This window comes from Mesorhizobium sp. WSM4308 (genome assembly GCF_002294905.1).
Classification (GTDB): Bacteria; Pseudomonadota; Alphaproteobacteria; order Rhizobiales; family Rhizobiaceae; genus Mesorhizobium.
Window position 1 is genome coordinate 114014 of sequence record NZ_NSFW01000014.1, and the last position, 14772, is coordinate 128785.

Sequence of the window (14772 nt, forward strand, 5' to 3'; positions counted from 1 at the left end):
GCAAAAGAGAAGCCCCGTCCGGCGGACGGGGCTTCTCCATGCTCAGATCCGCCACCGCCCAAGAGATAGGCGGTGCAACGGGGCCGACTAGGTCTTGGCAGGACTTTTGCGCGGTTTCTTGACGGGCGACTTCGCGATCGCCGGCTTGGTCGCCGCAGTCACCGCGCGCGCAGCCCGTTTCAGCTTGGGGGTCCCGGCCGGTGTGGGCTCCGCCGGCTTGCGCCCGAGCCCGGCAGCCTTTGCCAGCGCCGAGCGGGCGGCAGCGTAGTTCGGCGCCACCATCGGATAATCGACGGGCAGGCTCCACTTCGCCCGGTATTCGTCAGGGCTGAGATTGTAGTGCGTGCTGATGTGTCGCTTGAGGGATTTGAATTTTTTCCCGTCCTCCAGGCAGATGATGTAGTCCGGCGTCACCGACTTCCTGATCGATACGGCAGGCTCCAGTTTCACCACGGGCTCGGCCGCAGGCGCACCGATCCCCTGCAATGCAGCATGAATGTCGCCGATCAGCTTTGGCAGTTCAGCAACCGGCAGCGGGTTGTTCGCCACGTACGCGGCGACGATATCAGCAGCGATCGCTACGAAATCAGCTTTGTCCTGCTGCTCGTTTGAAATGGTCATGGATATTTTTCCTCTGGTCATCGGATCGGCAAACGTGTTGGCGAAAAGTCTTTTTCAGCAAACAAGAAAACAAATCGTTAGTCTCCTAACACTGCTCGCCGCATTGTGAAATTTCAAGACACCAAGCTTAGCTTCCTTCGTGCTGATCGGCAGTGGAGAAATCTTGCCCATAGCCTTCAGGGAAGCGAGGGGACTTTCCCTCGCTTCCCCGCCATTGCCGTCTGTTGCAGAGCAGGGCCGCCGGCTCGCAAAGCGGCTGACTGATCAAACCGATCCAACCATCCAAATGAGTTGCATCCGCCTCGCTCGACCGCGCAGCCCGGCTCCGCGCGACCGCATTGGCCCCCATCACTCCCGCGCGCTCACGCGCCCCCGGAAGGCATGCCGGGGACATGCCTTAGGCTTTGACGAAAAAGGAGTGAGCAAAATGAACATCATCACGAACACCAGCGGCACCAACAACGGCCAGCAGCAGTCTGTTACCAGCGGCTTTCGCGTGGACATCTCGCGCGGCGAGCGCGTTGGACGCGTTTCGTCGGAATGGTTTTCGCGCCCCGACGATGAGCGGTATCTGTCGCTGACCGAGCTTTACGACGCCGTGCGCGCCCGTGCGGACCGCGCCACCGCCCGGACCGTCGAGAGCCGGGCAGTAAGGGTTGAGGCAAGCCGCGAAAATGCGGAAAGACTTTCGCTGATTGTTCCCGGACAGGACCAGCCGATCGCACCCACGCATTGGAGCTTCGGCCAGTTGTGCAGCCTTATCGGTGCACCCGCAACCTACATGCGCCAGCTACCGGCGCCGCTCGCTGGCATCAACCTGCAGCACGGCCTGCTTTCCCATCGAGCCGAGCTTGTGAAAACCTTGGAGGCGGAAGACGGACGTATCGAGCTTCGCGCCGTCACCGGCCCGGACTATGGCCGCATCTGGGACCATGAACTTGTCGCAGCGGTCATGAAGATCGCGGGGAACGGCACAGGCGACACCATGTGGAAGGTGCCAGGCGTGCTGGACTGGGCGACCATGACGCATAACCCCTTGGTCGACATCACCAAGGACACCACCACGCTTTACGCCAGCGACCGCGACGTGTTCCTGTTTCTGGTGGATGACACCCATCCCATCGAGGCGGGACGCCTGCCGAACGGAGAACCAGATTTATATTTCCGTGGCTTCTATTGCTGGAATAGCGAAGTGGGATCAAAGACGCTCGGCATAGCGTCATTCTATCTCCGCGCGGTCTGCATGAACCGCAACCTTTGGGGTGTCGAAGGTTTCGAAGAAATCAGCATCCGGCATTCGAAATTTGCTGCGCAGCGTTTTGCCCACGAGGCAGCGCCGGCCTTGACCAGTTTCGCGAACTCTTCGCCCGAGCCGTTCATCGCCGGCATCAAGGCCGCACGCGAGAAGATCGTCGCCCGTAGCGATGACGACCGCGAAACGTTTCTGCGCAAGCGTGGTTTCTCCAAGGTGGAAACGGGCAAGATCATCGAAGCAGTTTTGCAGGAGGAAGGCAGGCCACCGGAAAGCATCTTTGATTTCGTGCAAGGGATGACCGCGCACGCTCGCACCAAATCCCATCAGGACAGCCGGCTCGAGCTTGAAGGAAAGGCGAAGGCGTTGCTGGAAAAGGCGATCTGACCGTCCGACATTGCGCGGCCGAAATTCGGCCGCGCAGGCTTCATGCCGGAATTTTCAGCCCATCCGCCGTCTTGTTCGACGGCGGCGGCCGCACGTGGTTGGCGGCCGCCGCTCGCCGGGCTCCGCCCGGCTCGCGACGCGACTGCGGTCACATCAACCTCAGAGAAAACGTGCAATCCACTCGATCGTCAACAACGCCAAAGTCCAATACCCCGGTAAGAGCAGCTTTCCAGTCTTCCTGGGCAACTTTGTGATCACGGCGTCTGCCCGCCCGTCACGGCTGCGTTGTGACGGAAAAGGCAGCGCCCAACCTGTTCTGTTGGCGATGCCGATACAGCATCGCGTGATGCTTGCTGACCCTCCTTCGCGGGGTCCCCCCTGGTGGATCCAGCCGTGCTGACCCTCACGCCTTCGCCAGATTTCCTGCCAGTCGAACCTTCTGCGGTGCTCGTCGAACTCGGCACGCATCGTCCTAGCCCGCAAGGATCCCATGCCGTCCATGACAATCGGATCGCCACACAGCTTCTCCTCCTTCCTGGCAGCGAGGCAAACCGGTCGCTTGCAGCCCTGATCCCGCTGGATTCGCAAACGCTCGGGCGCGTCGAAGCGCTCGTCTGTTTCTGGCGTGGCTATGACAAGAGGCCGGTGCCGCCGGATACGCGAATGACAATCCCGCAGCGACACGAACGGCGCCAGCTACCGTGAAATCGCCACCGCCTTTTATGGCAAAGAGCGTGTCGCCTCCAATCCATGGAAAACCTCGTCACTGCGCGAAGCCGTGATTGGTCTCGTGAGGGCGGCCGCCATGATTGGCGGCGGCTTGCGCTCCAACGAAGGTCGCGACTATCTCGGCCTCAAGCTTGACGATCCGAGCTTCACCGCTCCGATCTTCGCCGACGAGGAAGGCGACGATCACAGCCTCATCTGGTCCCGCCCGAACCGCCGCATCGGCGAGTAAATTGGTAGACGCCTCGCTCGCTTGCGGGCGGGGCGTCTTCAGATCCCGCAAACTGAAACGTTTCCTCCAAAGCTAATCGGACCGGTTGGTCAGGCGAACGCCGGCACCCCCGCCGTTCTCTGGGATAAACTGGATACCCGCCAATTCGAATGCGCGGCGCAATGCCTCAACAGTAACTTTGTTTGCCCTTATTGGTCCGGTCAACGGCTCTAATCGTTTAATTGTAGCGAGTGAAACCTTCGACCGTTCTGCAAGCGTTTTCTGATCCCATTGAAGCAAAGCACGCGCAGCTCGCACTTGGCCACTTGTAATTACCTCTATACCAAAAGTATCATTTGATGCCATGGGGCTTGATTTTTCGCTCGAGTTCATCTAAATCGTCACTGCTACCGGTGCGTGCGCCCGAGGAGGGATACCTCTAAAGCACACGACGCAGGGGCTAACGGTCGAGCAGGGTGGTGGAACACCCTTGCCCGACCTGACCAGCGCCAAGCTGTGTGGAGCTCGGATCATGGCTGATTCCGACAATACCACGACTTTGTCTTCCGTCATGCAGGGACGGGAGTTAGTCAGTTCGTTGACTGCCGTCGACACACAAGGTTTTGGCGGACTGCCTGGTCGTTGGTCAGCCTCTAGCCGATCCTGCGCTCACCCTGTCCCTTGCTTGGTTGGATGCACACACTGCGACGCTGGCGTCCTGCGTCCGCCAGCAGCGTGCAGAGGGCGGGCTCTGGGAAAGAGGGGTGTTTTCGACCGCAGGCGAAGTCGTCGAGTGCGCGGAGAGGACCGACGCCGAACGCGTCTATCTCGACACCCGGCAGGTGGAGCAGGACGATGCTGAAAAGGCGGACGCCTTGCTGGCTGAGATTGCGGCGACGGCTGCCCAATCATTGGCGGGTGTGATCGCCAAGCTTGCGGTCGTCGTTCGTGAAGCAAACGACAACAGCGACCTTTGCGAATTTCCGCTTCCGCACATCCGCTCGGCATTGGCCGACCTGCGACGGCTTACGAATGATGCGGCGGGCGACCCGCCGGCCGGCTGGCCCGGTGGTGAGCCGATCGGCTCTCTGTTCGAGCAGTCCGCATCATCTTTTGCCGCCTGGCGCGCTTTCGGTGCGTGGTGCCAGGGCGATGACGAAACCTACCGGGGCTGGACTCAGACATTCAAGACACTGCACGGCGCAAACCAATAGGCCTCTCGACAATCATCGCCTGATCACGCAGCCCCGCCGCGCTCCCCCGTCGGCTTCGTCAATGACGGAATCCAAGGATTTCGCTCAACTCCGCGACACCCTATCAAATCTTTGACAAGGGAAAGACGCGGATGAAACCGGATACATCGCAGTGGCGTGATCCACAGGCATACGCATTCGTCAAAGGCGCTGCCGCCGATGTGATTGCCTGGGAGTTCCTGCGGCGCAATCCGCAGTATCAGCAAGACTTCGCAGCCTCCCGGTCAGCCAAGGCTCTGCGCGCATTGCGCAAGCGCTGGGGTTTGCAGTTTCGCCGCCAGGCCTGACCAGTCCGCAGTCGAACAATCCGTCTACTGGGCGCCTCAAATTGACCCTGGCGTCATCAATCTGATCGAGGTTCCGCCGAGCCTGCACGCCGCGCAGAACATCCCTTCCGTCGTTGCGCTTGCCGAGGGCCAGCGCGACGAGATCGGCCTTCACATGCGTGCTGAGCACAGCGGCACGCATGTGGCGCTTCTCAGTGACCCGCGGCCAGGCAAGCCTTTGGCGGCCATCATCCCGCTCGACGATATGGCACCCGACCGCCTCCTGGCGATCGAGCGCTTCATTCGCTCGATCGCCAATCGCCATTTTCCCGACGCCCGATTGACCACGGCGCAGCGCCGCCGCCTTGGTCATATGCTGCGATGCCTGGACGGCCGGGAGGAGCACGCATCCCATTTTGAAGTCGCGGCCGCCTTGTTCGGTAGGCGGCTGGTCAGCGCGGCTGATTGGCACGACTCCGCCTTCCGCTACCAGACGCACCGCCTGGTGCGCGACGGTCTGAAGATGGTCGAGCGCGGCTATCGGCAACTGCTGCGCGCGCGGCGGCGGCTCTCCTGAAACCTGGTGGCTCACGGTGCAAAAAAGCGCCTGTCAATTGCGCACCTGATCACCGGCCCCTTGCTCCTCCATCCTGGCCATGGAACGCCGTTCAACCGCGACGGCCGGAAGGAGACGCCCCATGAACGCCAACACCGCCGCAATGCCGCCGCGCTACCTGCGCACCGCGGAGGCCGCGCATTTCCTCAGCCTCTCTGCGCGCACCCTGGAGAAGCACCGCACCTACGGGACCGGGCCTGCCTATCGCAAGCTTGGCGGCCGCGTCGTGTACGCCGTCGACGATCTTCAAGCCTGGGTGCAGCGCGGGGCAATGACCTCGACGTCCGATCCGCATGGCTCGGTGCTGCCCGCCAAGCCTCATGCAGCCCGGTTGATCCCCTATGCCGGGCGCGAAACCCGCTAAGCCGCCGCCAACCCGATGTCGGGACGAACACGCCAACCCTCCGAGCGCGGACAGCTCGACCTGTTCCACGCGCTGCCCGGTGATTTCGCACCACGCGATGCGCAGGACCTCATGGCCTATCCTTTCTTTTCCCTCGCCAAATCCAGACGCATCGCGCCGATCGACTTTCGCGCTGGCGATGTGACCATCAGGGTGGAGGCCGTGCCTGACCACGGGATGGCGACAATCTGGGATGCCGATATCCTGATCTGGGCCGCAAGCCAGATCGTCAACGCACGCGACGCCGGGCTGCGCACGTCGCGCCTGATGGCTGCGACGCCATACGAAATGCTGACCTTCATCGGCCGCGGCGTCTCGAAGCGAGACTACCAGCGCCTCAAGGCAGCGCTCGATCGCCTGCAATCGACGAGCGTCGTCACCTCGATCCGCCAACCCGCCGAAGGCAGGCGCCATCGCTTCTCGTGGATCAATGAGTGGCAGGAATGCACCGGCCGAAACGGCCGCCCGCTCGGCCTCGAGTTAATTTTGCCGGACTGGTTTTACCGCGCGGTTGTGGACTCAGCGCTTATTCTGACGATTGATCGTGCCTATTTCGGGCTGACGGGTGGCCTCGATCGCTGGCTCTACCGGCTGGTGCGCAAGCATGGCGGGCGCCAGCGTGCCGGCTGGCGTTTCGACATCCGGCATTTGCATCAGAAGTCCGGCAGCCTCTCCCCGCTCAAGCGCTTCGCCTTCGAGCTGCGCGACATCGTGCGCCGCCAACCGCTGCCCGGGTACCTTCTGTTCACGGAAGTCGAAGCCAGCGGCCGCGTTCTTTTGGCGTTCGAACCGGCGCCAGCCCTTGTTGACAGGCTCGTGCTATCGGGAACCCGAACCGTCGTGCCATCGGGAACCGCACTATCGGGCTATCGGGAACCGCCAGCGGCCCTAAGCCGTGGCACCGGCGAGGAAAATCGCGCTCCTAACTTGGAGTCTAACAGTCAATCTAACAGTCTTGCGCGGCACCCGGCGAACCAGCGCGAGGAACAGTCGCGGCTGGCTGCTGGCCGACCGACACGCGATGGCCAACGCGCCGGTCGCCGCACGGGCGATGACACATGACGTCGTTTCCACAAGCCATGCCGCGTAGCGCGCTCACGACCGTCGAGTTGATCTGGGTCGAGAAGCGGATTGAACATCGGATCCGCTTCGGGCGAACCGTCCATGAGACAATCATCGACAGGCGCCGCCGCGTTCTCGCATTTGCGCCGGACGTTGTTTTTGCCTTTGTGCGCTGGGCGGCCAACGACTTCGGCACCGTCATGTCGCGCATCGATATCGTGCGTGCCGTCCGACCCTCGCAAGCTTATCAGACGCTGCCTCACATCCGGCCTGGCGGTGAGATCCTGCTCACGATCACGGGCTGGAACAAGGTCGAGCGCGTCCTCCAGCTGATCGACGCGATTGAGGCGATCGGCATTCATCCCGCCGATGCCGCGCCCGACTATTGGCGCCAAACCCACAACCGCCTGGTCGCCGGCGGAACCCCGCGCGCCTATTCGCTCGAACAGCACCAGGGCTTCCTGTTGCGCAAGCGAGCCACATCATGAGCCGCCTTGCCTGCTCAATCACGGCGCTTGCCGCGGTCGCCGCGATCGTTACGCCGGCTGTCGTGAAGATGCCGCCGCTGTTGATGTGGAACGCATCGGCCAGCGCGCCCATCGGCCTCTACGCGGTGAGCCGAGGCACGCACGCTGCGGCCGGCGAGCTCGCAGTCGTTGAACCGCCCGAACCGATCGCCCGGTTCGCAGCGCAGCGCGGCTATCTTCCGATTGGCGTACCGATGTTGAAGACCATCGTGGCACTCCCCGGGCAAAAGGTCTGCCGTATCGGGCGCATTGTCACTGCCGACGGCGTCGCGTTGGGCGCAGCACTTGCGCGCGACCACAAGGGGCGTTCTCTGCCTGACTGGCAGGGCTGCCGCATCATCGCCGCCGACGAAATCTTCGTCATGAACCGGAAGGTCGGGGACAGCCTCGACGGCCGTTATTTCGGGCCTTTCCCGGCGACCTCGATCGTCGGACGCGCGCTGCCGCTCTGGACCGACGAGAGGGGCGACGGACGCTACGTCTGGCTCGCTCCGGAGAACTGAAACCCAGCCAAACCAAAATAGGAAGGAGACATTTCCATGCCCGAGATCGGTGTTTTCGAGCAAACCCAATCTGGTTTCAGCGGTCGCATTCGAACGCTGCTTCTGGATGCCGAATTGGTGCTCGTCCCGACAAGGACATCCGAGGGCAATGCACCGGATTTTCGCATCCATATCGGCGACGACAGCGGCCCGGAAATCGGCGCGGCCTGGAGGGAGACCGGGCCGGCCGCGGGCGACTATTTGTCCTGCCGGTTGGAGGATCCGATGTTTGGCCGGCGTTTCCGCGCCAACCTTTTCCGTCCCAGCGCGGATGGGAGCTCCTGGTCGCTGCGCTGGAGCCGGCCGAAATCGCGTCACGATCGCTCACGATGACCTTGCGAGCGGCAAAGATGCGTGCCGCCGGACGGCGTTTCCTTGGTCGCATGCGGGTGAGGCCTGGAACTCTTTTGTTTGCTGCCGGCATGGCGATCTTCTGTCACGGATTGACGGGCGCCGACGCACAACCAGCACCGGTCTCACGCCAGTCCACGGACGATCCCTATGCAGCGCACATTGCCGAGGCGTCACATCGCTTCCGCATCCCGGAACGCTGGATACGGGCGATCATGCGCCTGGAAAGCGCTCGAGACCCGGTCGCCGTCTCGCGCAAAGGCGCGGTAGGGTTGATGCAGGTCATGCCCGCGACCTGGGCTGAGCTGCGCCTTCGCCATCATTTGGGCCACAATCCTTTTGATCCGCGCGACAACATTCTCGCCGGAACGGCCTATCTGCGCGAGCTGTATGATCGATACGGCTCGCCTGGTTTCCTGGCGGCCTACAATGCGGGGCCGGCCCGTTACGAAGCCTCTTTGAAGGGCCGTCTCCTACCGGCCGAGACCCGGTCCTACGTTGCAAGACTGCGCCCTTTCTGGGACGGCGGTGATGGTCCCGGCGCGCTGACCGCCGCTCAGCGCAACGCCGTTGCATGGACCGTCGCGCCGCTGTTCACAAACCGATCCGGCTCGACCGCCACCGCCGATCGCTCGTTGGGCGAGGGCGCATCGGCCGACATGCAAGCATCGTCTCGGGCGGGCGATCTTTTTTCAGCCGGTCCGCGGTCGCGCGAGCTGTTCAGCAGCCCCGATGTCTGGACGTCGGAGCCATGAAGGATTTGTTCTCAATTCGCGCCCTGGCGTCTTGTTGGGCGTTATGGCGTGCGCGATGGATAGGTCGCGAGGCAACGACCGAGGGATGGCGAGATAAAAGGGCGCACATTGTGCGCCGGCCGGTCGGCTGTCTTTGTTGGGTTTTTCGCCGCCTCCGGCACATTGCCGCGCTTCGGCGCAATGTGCCCGGAGGCAGACAACATGTCGTATCTGCTGCGTTCATCGCACGTTGCGGGCCGGCGTCATGGCCGATGAGCGCGAATTCCTCATCCGTCCGGGCCGCGTTCGCTCGACGCGTTCCCAGTCCTCCCGGCCCTTCATCGCCCAGGCGCTTGCCGCAACGCAAAAGGCCGGCGGCAGCGTGTCGCGCTCCGGCCGGATCTGGCTCTCCAGTCATTCGCAGTTTGGCCGGGGCAGGGTGGCCAGCATTCAGGCCAATCGCTTCCTGACCAGCCGTTCCCGCGTCGCCGTCATCAAGACCCGCGTGGTTCGCCATTCGAAACGCGCCGCGCCGCTGGCGACCCACCTCACCTATCTGCAGCGCGAAGGTGTGACGCGCGACGGCGCCAAAGCCCGCATGTTTGGCCCCGAGGTCGAGGATGCTTCGGTCACGGATTTCGTCGAGCGCTGCAGGGATGACCGGCATCATTTCCGCTTCATCGTCTCGCCGCAGGACGCCGCCGAAATGGCGGATCTGAAATCCTTTACGCGCGACTTGATGGGCCGGATGGAAAAGGATCTCGGCACGTCGCTCGATTGGGTTGCGGTCGATCACTGGAACACCGACAACCCGCATCTCCACGTCATCTTGCGCGGCCGGGGCGATGATGGCCGGGACCTCGTGATCTCTCGCGATTACATCAGCCGCGGCATGCGCGATCGCGCCAGCGCCCTCATCACGCGGGAGCTCGGCCTCCGCTCCGATCTCGAAGTCCGCCGGGACGTCGAGCGGCAGGTCGATGCGGATGGCTGGACTGGACTCGACCGCCAGCTGATGCGCGATGCTGGTCCAGACGGCATCATCGACCTTGCGCCTCACGCCGATCGCCGGCCTGACGAATTCAGCACCTTCAAGGTCGGGCGCCTGCGCAGACTCGAGGGGCTCGGCCTTGCCGATGAGATCGGTCCTGGCCAATGGGTCGTCAGCGACAAAGCCGAGGCCACGCTGCGTGAGCTCGGCGAACGCGGCGATATCATCAAACGCCTGCATCGGGCGCTTTGCGGGCGCGACATCGAGCGCGCCAGTGCCAGCTATGTGCTGGCGGCGGAGACGCTTGACGAAACCATCCTGGGCCGCCTGGTCGAGCGCGGGCTGGATGACGAGCTCAAGGGCACGGCCTATGCGGTCATCGACGGCGTCGACGGCCGTTGCCATCATGTCCGACTTCCCGATCTCGACGCAGCGGGTGATGGCGCACCGGGCTCGATCGTCGAGCTGCGCAAGTTCGACGACGCCCAAGGACGCCGGCGCCTCGCGCTCGCCGTTCGCAGCGACCTCGACATCGAACGCCAGGTCGTCGCCGATGGCGCGACCTGGCTCGACAGGCAGGCGCTCGCGCGCAAGCCGGCACCGCTGTCCGATGGCGGATTCGGTGCTGAGGTGCGGCATGCGATGAATCGGCGTGCCAAACATCTGGTCGGCCTGGATCTGGCTGAGCGGCAGGCACGCGGCATCGTCTTTGCCAACGGCTTGATCGACACTTTGCGCCGAAGGGAGATCGACGCACTGGGCAGCAAGCTCGCGGCGACGTCCGGCCAGCCCTTCAACCGTGCCGGCAGTGGCGAATTCGTGTCCGGTATTTACCGCCAGCGCTTTGCGCTTGCCTCCGGCCGTTTTGCGATGATCGATGACGGGCTCGGCTTTCAACTGGTGCCGTGGACGCCGTCGTTGGAGCGGCATCTCGGCAACCATATCGCCGGCATCGCCCGCGGCGACGGCGGCATTGACTGGAGTTTCGGGCGCAAGCAAGGACTGGGGTTGTGATCTCATCGGCAAAGCTTCGGCCGGTGGCGATCGGCACGCATCCAGAGTTTCGTAGGGAACGTGAGATTGCCAACGCCTGCGATCGCATGACCTACGCCGGATCCCGTCTTTTGCGGGCTGCTCGAGCGCGGGTCCATGGCTGCCGATCGCCTGTCTTCCTTGCCGACAGCTCGACACCGCGCGATCGGGTCGGATGGGCCGTTGAATTCAAATGCACTTTGCCGGACCTCTTCGCAGCGAGGAGAAACGCATGTCGGGAACAAAAGTCCTCTGGGGCCAGATTGTCGTTGTCTTCCTGATCGTGCTGCTCACCACCTGGGGGGCGACGCAGTGGTCGGCGTGGCAGTTGGGGTACCAGACACAGCTGGGCCCGCCTTGGGTCGTCATCGCCGGCATGCCCATCTACTATCCGCCAGCCATCTTCTGGTGGTGGTATTTCTACGACGCCTATGCGCCCGGCATCTTCATGCGCGGCGGCCTCATCGCTGCCTCGGGCGGCTTCATCGCAATCGCCGTGGCGATCGGCATGTCCCTGTGGCGTGCCCGCGAAGCGACGAAGGTCGAGACCTACGGCTCCGCCCGCTGGGCCGAAAGGAGCGAGGTCAAGGCCGCCGGCCTGCTTGTTCCGGACGGTGTGGTGCTCGGGCGATATGGGCCGAATTATCTGCGCCATGACGGGCCAGAGCATGTGCTCTGCTTTGCGCCGACGCGTTCGGGCAAGGGTGTTGGCCTGGTCGTGCCGTCGCTGCTGACCTGGCCCGGCTCGGCGATCGTCCATGACATCAAGGGCGAGAACTGGCGCCTTACCGCCGGTTTCCGCGCTCGGCACGGCCGGGTACTGCTGTTTGATCCGACCAATGCCAGGTCGAACGCCTACAACCCCTTGCTGGAGGTCCGGCGGGGTGAATGGGAGGTGCGCGACGTTCAAAACATCGCCGATATTCTGGTGGATCCCGAAGGCTCGCTTGAACGACGCAACCACTGGGAAAAGACCAGTCACGCGCTTCTGGTCGGCGCGATCCTGCATGTGCTCTACGCCGGACCCGACAAGACACTGGCCGGCGTTGCGGCATTTCTGTCCGATCCCAAGCGACCGATCGAATCGACACTGGCCGCCATGATGACGACGGCGCATCTGGGGGAGGGCGGTCCGCACCCGGTCATTGCAAGTGCTGCACGAGAGTTGCTGAACAAGTCCGACAACGAACGTTCAGGCGTGCTTTCGACCGCGATGTCCTTCCTCGGCCTCTACCGCGATCCGGTCGTCGCCGCGGTCACCCGCTCCTGTGACTGGCGCATCGCTGACCTCGTCGCGGATGCCGCTCCGGCGACGCTCTACCTCGTCGTTCCGCCCTCCGACATCAGTCGCACCAAACCGCTGATCCGTCTCATTCTCAACCAGATCGGCCGGCGTCTGACCGAGGACTTGCACGAGAGAATGGATCGTCATCGGTTGTTGCTCATGCTGGACGAATTCCCGGCGCTCGGACGGCTCGACTTCTTCGAGTCCGCGCTTGCTTTCATGGCCGGCTATGGCCTGAAGAGCTTCCTGATCGCGCAGTCTCTCAATCAGATCGAGAAGGCCTACGGACCGAACAACTCGATCCTCGACAACTGCCACGTGCGCGTCAGCTTCGCGACGAATGACGAGCGCACCGCCAAACGCGTGTCGGATGCGCTGGGCACGGCAACCGAGATGAAGGCGATGAAGAACTATGCCGGTCACCGGCTTTCGCCATGGCTCGGTCATCTCATGGTTTCGCGCTCCGAGACGGCGCGGCCGTTGCTGACACCCGGCGAGATCATGCAACTGCCGGCTGGCGACGAAATCGTCATGCTGGCCGGTACGCCGCCGATCCGGGCGAAGAAGGCGCGCTACTTCGAAGACCCGCGGTTGAAGGACCGCGTCCTGCCACCGCCAGCGCTCACGGTGCGAAGCGAGGTCAAGCCTGACGACTGGACAAGCCTTCCGTCGCCGCTGCCGTCGCAGAGTCCAGCTGCCCAGGCCGCTGGCGCGAAAGGCCAGGACGATGCGACCGACTCCGGCTGGCGGCGTCAGCCCGAACTCGACAACGTTGTCGCGACTTCAGCGCCTGCGGCGCCCGCAAACGAATTCGAGATCGATACGGCTGACGAGGCTGATGATCTCGCCGCAAGCAGCAGCCGGATGGCCCGCGCCGCGCGGACCGTCGCGCGGCAAATCGCGCTCGATCCAGACGATGGCATGGAGCTATGACGGCCATGAAGGCGATGAAGAAGAAGGTGCAGATCTCCGTCTATCTCGACCCTGCGGTGATGGCGTTGCTTGTCGACTATGCCGTCAGGCGCGACCGGTCGCAGTCGCTGATCGCCGAAGCGGCGATCGCTTCCTTCCTCTCCCCCGATGCCGACGCACAGCGCGAGGCGGCGGTGGCCAAGCGTCTCGATCAGATCGACCGCCGGATCATGCGGCTGGAGCGGGATGTCGGTATTTCAATTGAGACCCTGGCGGTGTTCATTCGCTTCTGGTTGGCGACGACACCTGCCTTGCCTGAACCGATGGCGCAGGCGGCACGCGCCAAGGCGAGCGAGCGCTACAACGCCTTCGTGTCCGCGCTTGGCAGGCGCTTGGCCAAGGGGCCGAACTTGCGCCAGGAAATCCCTGAAGACGTCGCTTCATCCGGTGATCCGGACTGACAGTCAGCCAAGACAGCCGATGGACAGTGGCGCCGCCTGTTCGTGCGGCGCCACGCGATCCGATGGCTGGCAGCGGTGCTGCCCGGGTACGATCCGCAATGCAGATCAGTTGGCTGAACCGCACAGCTGCGCCGTTGTCAGTCCTGTCGGCACGGCTTCGGCCGGGCCAAACCCGTATTTCGCCATGATGGTGGCGATCGCGCCGCTGGACATGACTTTGGCCAAGCCCTTGTCATAGAGGTCGCGCAGATCGCCATCGTCCTTCCTGAACGCGATGGCGATGTAACTGATTGAACTGTCGCCTGTGGTGAATGGATTGGCGCGCTCGAGGTCGGGGCTTTTGCTCCCGGCAAGCAGCCCGATGACGGTCGGCGACGAGAACACCGCCGCATCGATGCGCCCGGCGCGCAATGCGGCGATGTTGGTTTCAATGTCGGGAAACTGCAGGATCCGATCGTCCGGGACGCCTTGCGTGATTGCATTCTTGATGACATTGCTGCCCCGGCCGCCCCCCATGATAAGGTCGGATTTGCCTGCCAGGTCCGTATAACTGTGGATCGCTTTGGGGTTGCCGGCGAGCACGACGGCCGCGTCGTCCGACTTCAGGTCGGGACCGCCGAAGGCGACCTGCTTGCATCGCTCCGGAGTTATCGACAGGCCCGACGCCACGGCGTCGAAACGCCCGGCCATGAGGCCTGGAATCAAGGCTCCGAACTCGGTTACCTCGAAGTCGATTTGCTTGACGCCGAGGTCGGCGAATGCGGCTCTCAGCAGGTCTGGATGCCATCCGACCAGCTCGCCTGTTCCCTCCTTCTTGTAGCCCCATGGCGCGCGGTTATGAATTCCGATGACGATGCGCCCCTCCTTCAGGACGCGTTCTTTCGTGGTTTCTGCCGCGGCTGGCAGCAGGCTTCCAATGATCGCGGCGTAGGCGATGCAGGCCAGGCCAAGGGCGGCCGATCGGGCTCGGAAATTCATCGTGCAGTCCTCCCATGAGATTGATTGCGTGCGCCTCCCCGATCCGGTTCAGCCGCAGCCACTCAAAGTATGGTCGAGGCCACTATTTCGTCAATATAGATTGACAAAGTATGTACAAATTATTGCAATGCGCCTGCATGCGAGCCCCAGCGCCAGGCGCTC

At 63.2% G+C, this 14772-nt stretch carries 17 protein-coding genes and 2 pseudogenes; 16 read left to right on the forward strand and 3 right to left on the reverse strand.

The annotated features are described in order from the left end of the window. Nucleotides 1–87 precede the first annotated feature (87 nt). Nucleotides 88–621: a MucR family transcriptional regulator gene (locus CK227_RS24490; protein ID WP_095774582.1), complete on the reverse strand. Its 534-nt coding sequence runs from the start codon at nucleotides 619–621 to the stop codon at nucleotides 88–90. A 427-nt stretch (nucleotides 622–1048) separates the two neighbouring features. On the opposite strand from CK227_RS24490, the gene CK227_RS24495 reads away from it, so the two are divergent. The 4 genes and pseudogenes from CK227_RS24495 to CK227_RS36855 form a co-directional block, all read left to right on the forward strand. Next, nucleotides 1049–2260, forward strand: a complete 1212-nt coding sequence (locus CK227_RS24495) for a DUF932 domain-containing protein (protein ID WP_095774581.1) — start codon at nucleotides 1049–1051, stop codon at nucleotides 2258–2260. Nucleotides 2261–2653: 393 nt separating this feature from the next. Beyond that, on the forward strand, nucleotides 2654–2965 hold the full coding sequence (locus CK227_RS36310; protein ID WP_143750525.1) for a hypothetical protein: 312 nt from the start codon (nucleotides 2654–2656) through the stop codon (nucleotides 2963–2965). A 1-nt stretch (nucleotide 2966) separates the two neighbouring features. Next, a pseudogene (locus CK227_RS37415) lies at nucleotides 2967–3026 on the forward strand (hypothetical protein); the annotation flags it as partial. Nucleotides 3027–3083: 57 nt separating this feature from the next. Beyond that, nucleotides 3084–3218, forward strand: a pseudogene (locus tag CK227_RS36855) (DUF736 family protein); the annotation flags it as partial. A 72-nt stretch (nucleotides 3219–3290) separates the two neighbouring features. On the opposite strand, the gene CK227_RS37045 reads toward CK227_RS36855, so the two are convergent. Continuing rightward, nucleotides 3291–3590 (reverse strand): transcriptional regulator, encoded by a 300-nt coding sequence (locus CK227_RS37045; protein ID WP_348629131.1) that lies wholly within the window; start codon nucleotides 3588–3590, stop codon nucleotides 3291–3293. A gap of 371 nt (nucleotides 3591–3961) precedes the next feature. On the opposite strand from CK227_RS37045, the gene CK227_RS24515 reads away from it, so the two are divergent. The 12 genes from CK227_RS24515 (at nucleotide 3962) to CK227_RS24570 (ending at nucleotide 13632) form a co-directional block, all read left to right on the forward strand. Beyond that, nucleotides 3962–4411: a hypothetical protein gene (locus CK227_RS24515; protein WP_245318232.1), complete on the forward strand. Its 450-nt coding sequence runs from the start codon at nucleotides 3962–3964 to the stop codon at nucleotides 4409–4411. Nucleotides 4412–4542: 131 nt separating this feature from the next. After that, nucleotides 4543–4737 carry a DUF6499 domain-containing protein gene (locus tag CK227_RS24520; protein ID WP_095774577.1) on the forward strand — a complete coding sequence of 65 codons (195 nt, stop codon included), beginning with the start codon at nucleotides 4543–4545 and terminating at the stop codon, nucleotides 4735–4737. Nucleotides 4738–4891: 154 nt separating this feature from the next. Further along, nucleotides 4892–5293 carry a DUF2285 domain-containing protein gene (locus CK227_RS24525; RefSeq protein WP_245318231.1) on the forward strand — a complete coding sequence of 134 codons (402 nt, stop codon included), beginning with the start codon at nucleotides 4892–4894 and terminating at the stop codon, nucleotides 5291–5293. Between the two features lie 121 nt (nucleotides 5294–5414). Beyond that, complete coding sequence (locus CK227_RS24530) at nucleotides 5415–5696, forward strand: helix-turn-helix domain-containing protein (protein WP_095774576.1); 282 nt, start codon at nucleotides 5415–5417, stop codon at nucleotides 5694–5696. A 15-nt stretch (nucleotides 5697–5711) separates the two neighbouring features. Then, nucleotides 5712–6797, forward strand: coding sequence for a replication initiator protein A (locus CK227_RS24535; RefSeq protein ID WP_095774575.1), 1086 nt, complete (start codon nucleotides 5712–5714; stop codon nucleotides 6795–6797). Further along, nucleotides 6794–7285: a DUF2840 domain-containing protein gene (locus CK227_RS24540; protein ID WP_095774574.1), complete on the forward strand. Its 492-nt coding sequence runs from the start codon at nucleotides 6794–6796 to the stop codon at nucleotides 7283–7285. Before CK227_RS24535 ends, CK227_RS24540 begins: the two co-directional genes overlap by 4 nt. Further along, complete coding sequence (locus tag CK227_RS24545) at nucleotides 7282–7827, forward strand: S26 family signal peptidase (RefSeq protein WP_095774573.1); 546 nt, start codon at nucleotides 7282–7284, stop codon at nucleotides 7825–7827. Before CK227_RS24540 ends, CK227_RS24545 begins: the two co-directional genes overlap by 4 nt. A gap of 36 nt (nucleotides 7828–7863) precedes the next feature. Next, on the forward strand, nucleotides 7864–8199 hold the full coding sequence (locus CK227_RS24550; RefSeq protein WP_095774572.1) for a DUF736 domain-containing protein: 336 nt from the start codon (nucleotides 7864–7866) through the stop codon (nucleotides 8197–8199). Nucleotides 8200–8249: 50 nt separating this feature from the next. After that, on the forward strand, nucleotides 8250–8972 hold the full coding sequence (locus CK227_RS24555; RefSeq protein ID WP_245318246.1) for a lytic transglycosylase domain-containing protein: 723 nt from the start codon (nucleotides 8250–8252) through the stop codon (nucleotides 8970–8972). A 244-nt stretch (nucleotides 8973–9216) separates the two neighbouring features. Beyond that, a complete protein-coding gene (locus tag CK227_RS24560) occupies nucleotides 9217–10956 on the forward strand; it encodes a VirD2 family relaxase/mobilization nuclease (RefSeq protein WP_095774570.1) in 1740 nt (579 codons plus the stop codon). Between the two features lie 250 nt (nucleotides 10957–11206). Beyond that, nucleotides 11207–13192 carry a conjugal transfer protein TraG gene (locus CK227_RS24565; RefSeq protein ID WP_095774569.1) on the forward strand — a complete coding sequence of 662 codons (1986 nt, stop codon included), beginning with the start codon at nucleotides 11207–11209 and terminating at the stop codon, nucleotides 13190–13192. A gap of 5 nt (nucleotides 13193–13197) precedes the next feature. Then, on the forward strand, nucleotides 13198–13632 hold the full coding sequence (locus tag CK227_RS24570; protein WP_095774687.1) for a CopG family transcriptional regulator: 435 nt from the start codon (nucleotides 13198–13200) through the stop codon (nucleotides 13630–13632). A 105-nt stretch (nucleotides 13633–13737) separates the two neighbouring features. On the opposite strand, the gene ehuB is transcribed toward CK227_RS24570, so the two are convergent. Then, complete coding sequence (ehuB, locus tag CK227_RS24575; protein ID WP_095774568.1) at nucleotides 13738–14610, reverse strand: ectoine/hydroxyectoine ABC transporter substrate-binding protein EhuB; 873 nt, start codon at nucleotides 14608–14610, stop codon at nucleotides 13738–13740. Between the last annotated feature and the right edge of the window lie 162 nt (nucleotides 14611–14772).

Bases quoted from the DNA above. Each gene is read 5' to 3' on its own strand.
- CK227_RS24520 (WP_095774577.1), top strand. From the start codon at position 4,543: ATGAAACCGGATACATCGCAGTGGCGTGATCCACAGGCATACGCATTC.
- CK227_RS24550 (WP_095774572.1), top strand. From the start codon at position 7,864: ATGCCCGAGATCGGTGTTTTCGAGCAAACCCAATCTGGTTTCAGCGGT.
- CK227_RS24525 (WP_245318231.1), top strand. From the start codon at position 4,892: ATGCGTGCTGAGCACAGCGGCACGCATGTGGCGCTTCTCAGTGACCCG.
- CK227_RS24560 (WP_095774570.1), top strand. From the start codon at position 9,217: ATGGCCGATGAGCGCGAATTCCTCATCCGTCCGGGCCGCGTTCGCTCG.
- CK227_RS24540 (WP_095774574.1), top strand. From the start codon at position 6,794: ATGACGTCGTTTCCACAAGCCATGCCGCGTAGCGCGCTCACGACCGTC.
- CK227_RS24535 (WP_095774575.1), top strand. From the start codon at position 5,712: ATGTCGGGACGAACACGCCAACCCTCCGAGCGCGGACAGCTCGACCTG.
- CK227_RS24495 (WP_095774581.1), top strand. From the start codon at position 1,049: ATGAACATCATCACGAACACCAGCGGCACCAACAACGGCCAGCAGCAG.
- CK227_RS24545 (WP_095774573.1), top strand. From the start codon at position 7,282: ATGAGCCGCCTTGCCTGCTCAATCACGGCGCTTGCCGCGGTCGCCGCG.
- CK227_RS37045 (WP_348629131.1), bottom strand. From the start codon at position 3,590: ATGAACTCGAGCGAAAAATCAAGCCCCATGGCATCAAATGATACTTTT.
- CK227_RS24490 (WP_095774582.1), bottom strand. From the start codon at position 621: ATGACCATTTCAAACGAGCAGCAGGACAAAGCTGATTTCGTAGCGATC.
- CK227_RS24570 (WP_095774687.1), top strand. From the start codon at position 13,198: ATGAAGGCGATGAAGAAGAAGGTGCAGATCTCCGTCTATCTCGACCCT.
- CK227_RS24555 (WP_245318246.1), top strand. From the start codon at position 8,250: ATGCGGGTGAGGCCTGGAACTCTTTTGTTTGCTGCCGGCATGGCGATC.
- CK227_RS24565 (WP_095774569.1), top strand. From the start codon at position 11,207: ATGTCGGGAACAAAAGTCCTCTGGGGCCAGATTGTCGTTGTCTTCCTG.
- CK227_RS24530 (WP_095774576.1), top strand. From the start codon at position 5,415: ATGAACGCCAACACCGCCGCAATGCCGCCGCGCTACCTGCGCACCGCG.
- ehuB (WP_095774568.1), bottom strand. From the start codon at position 14,610: ATGAATTTCCGAGCCCGATCGGCCGCCCTTGGCCTGGCCTGCATCGCC.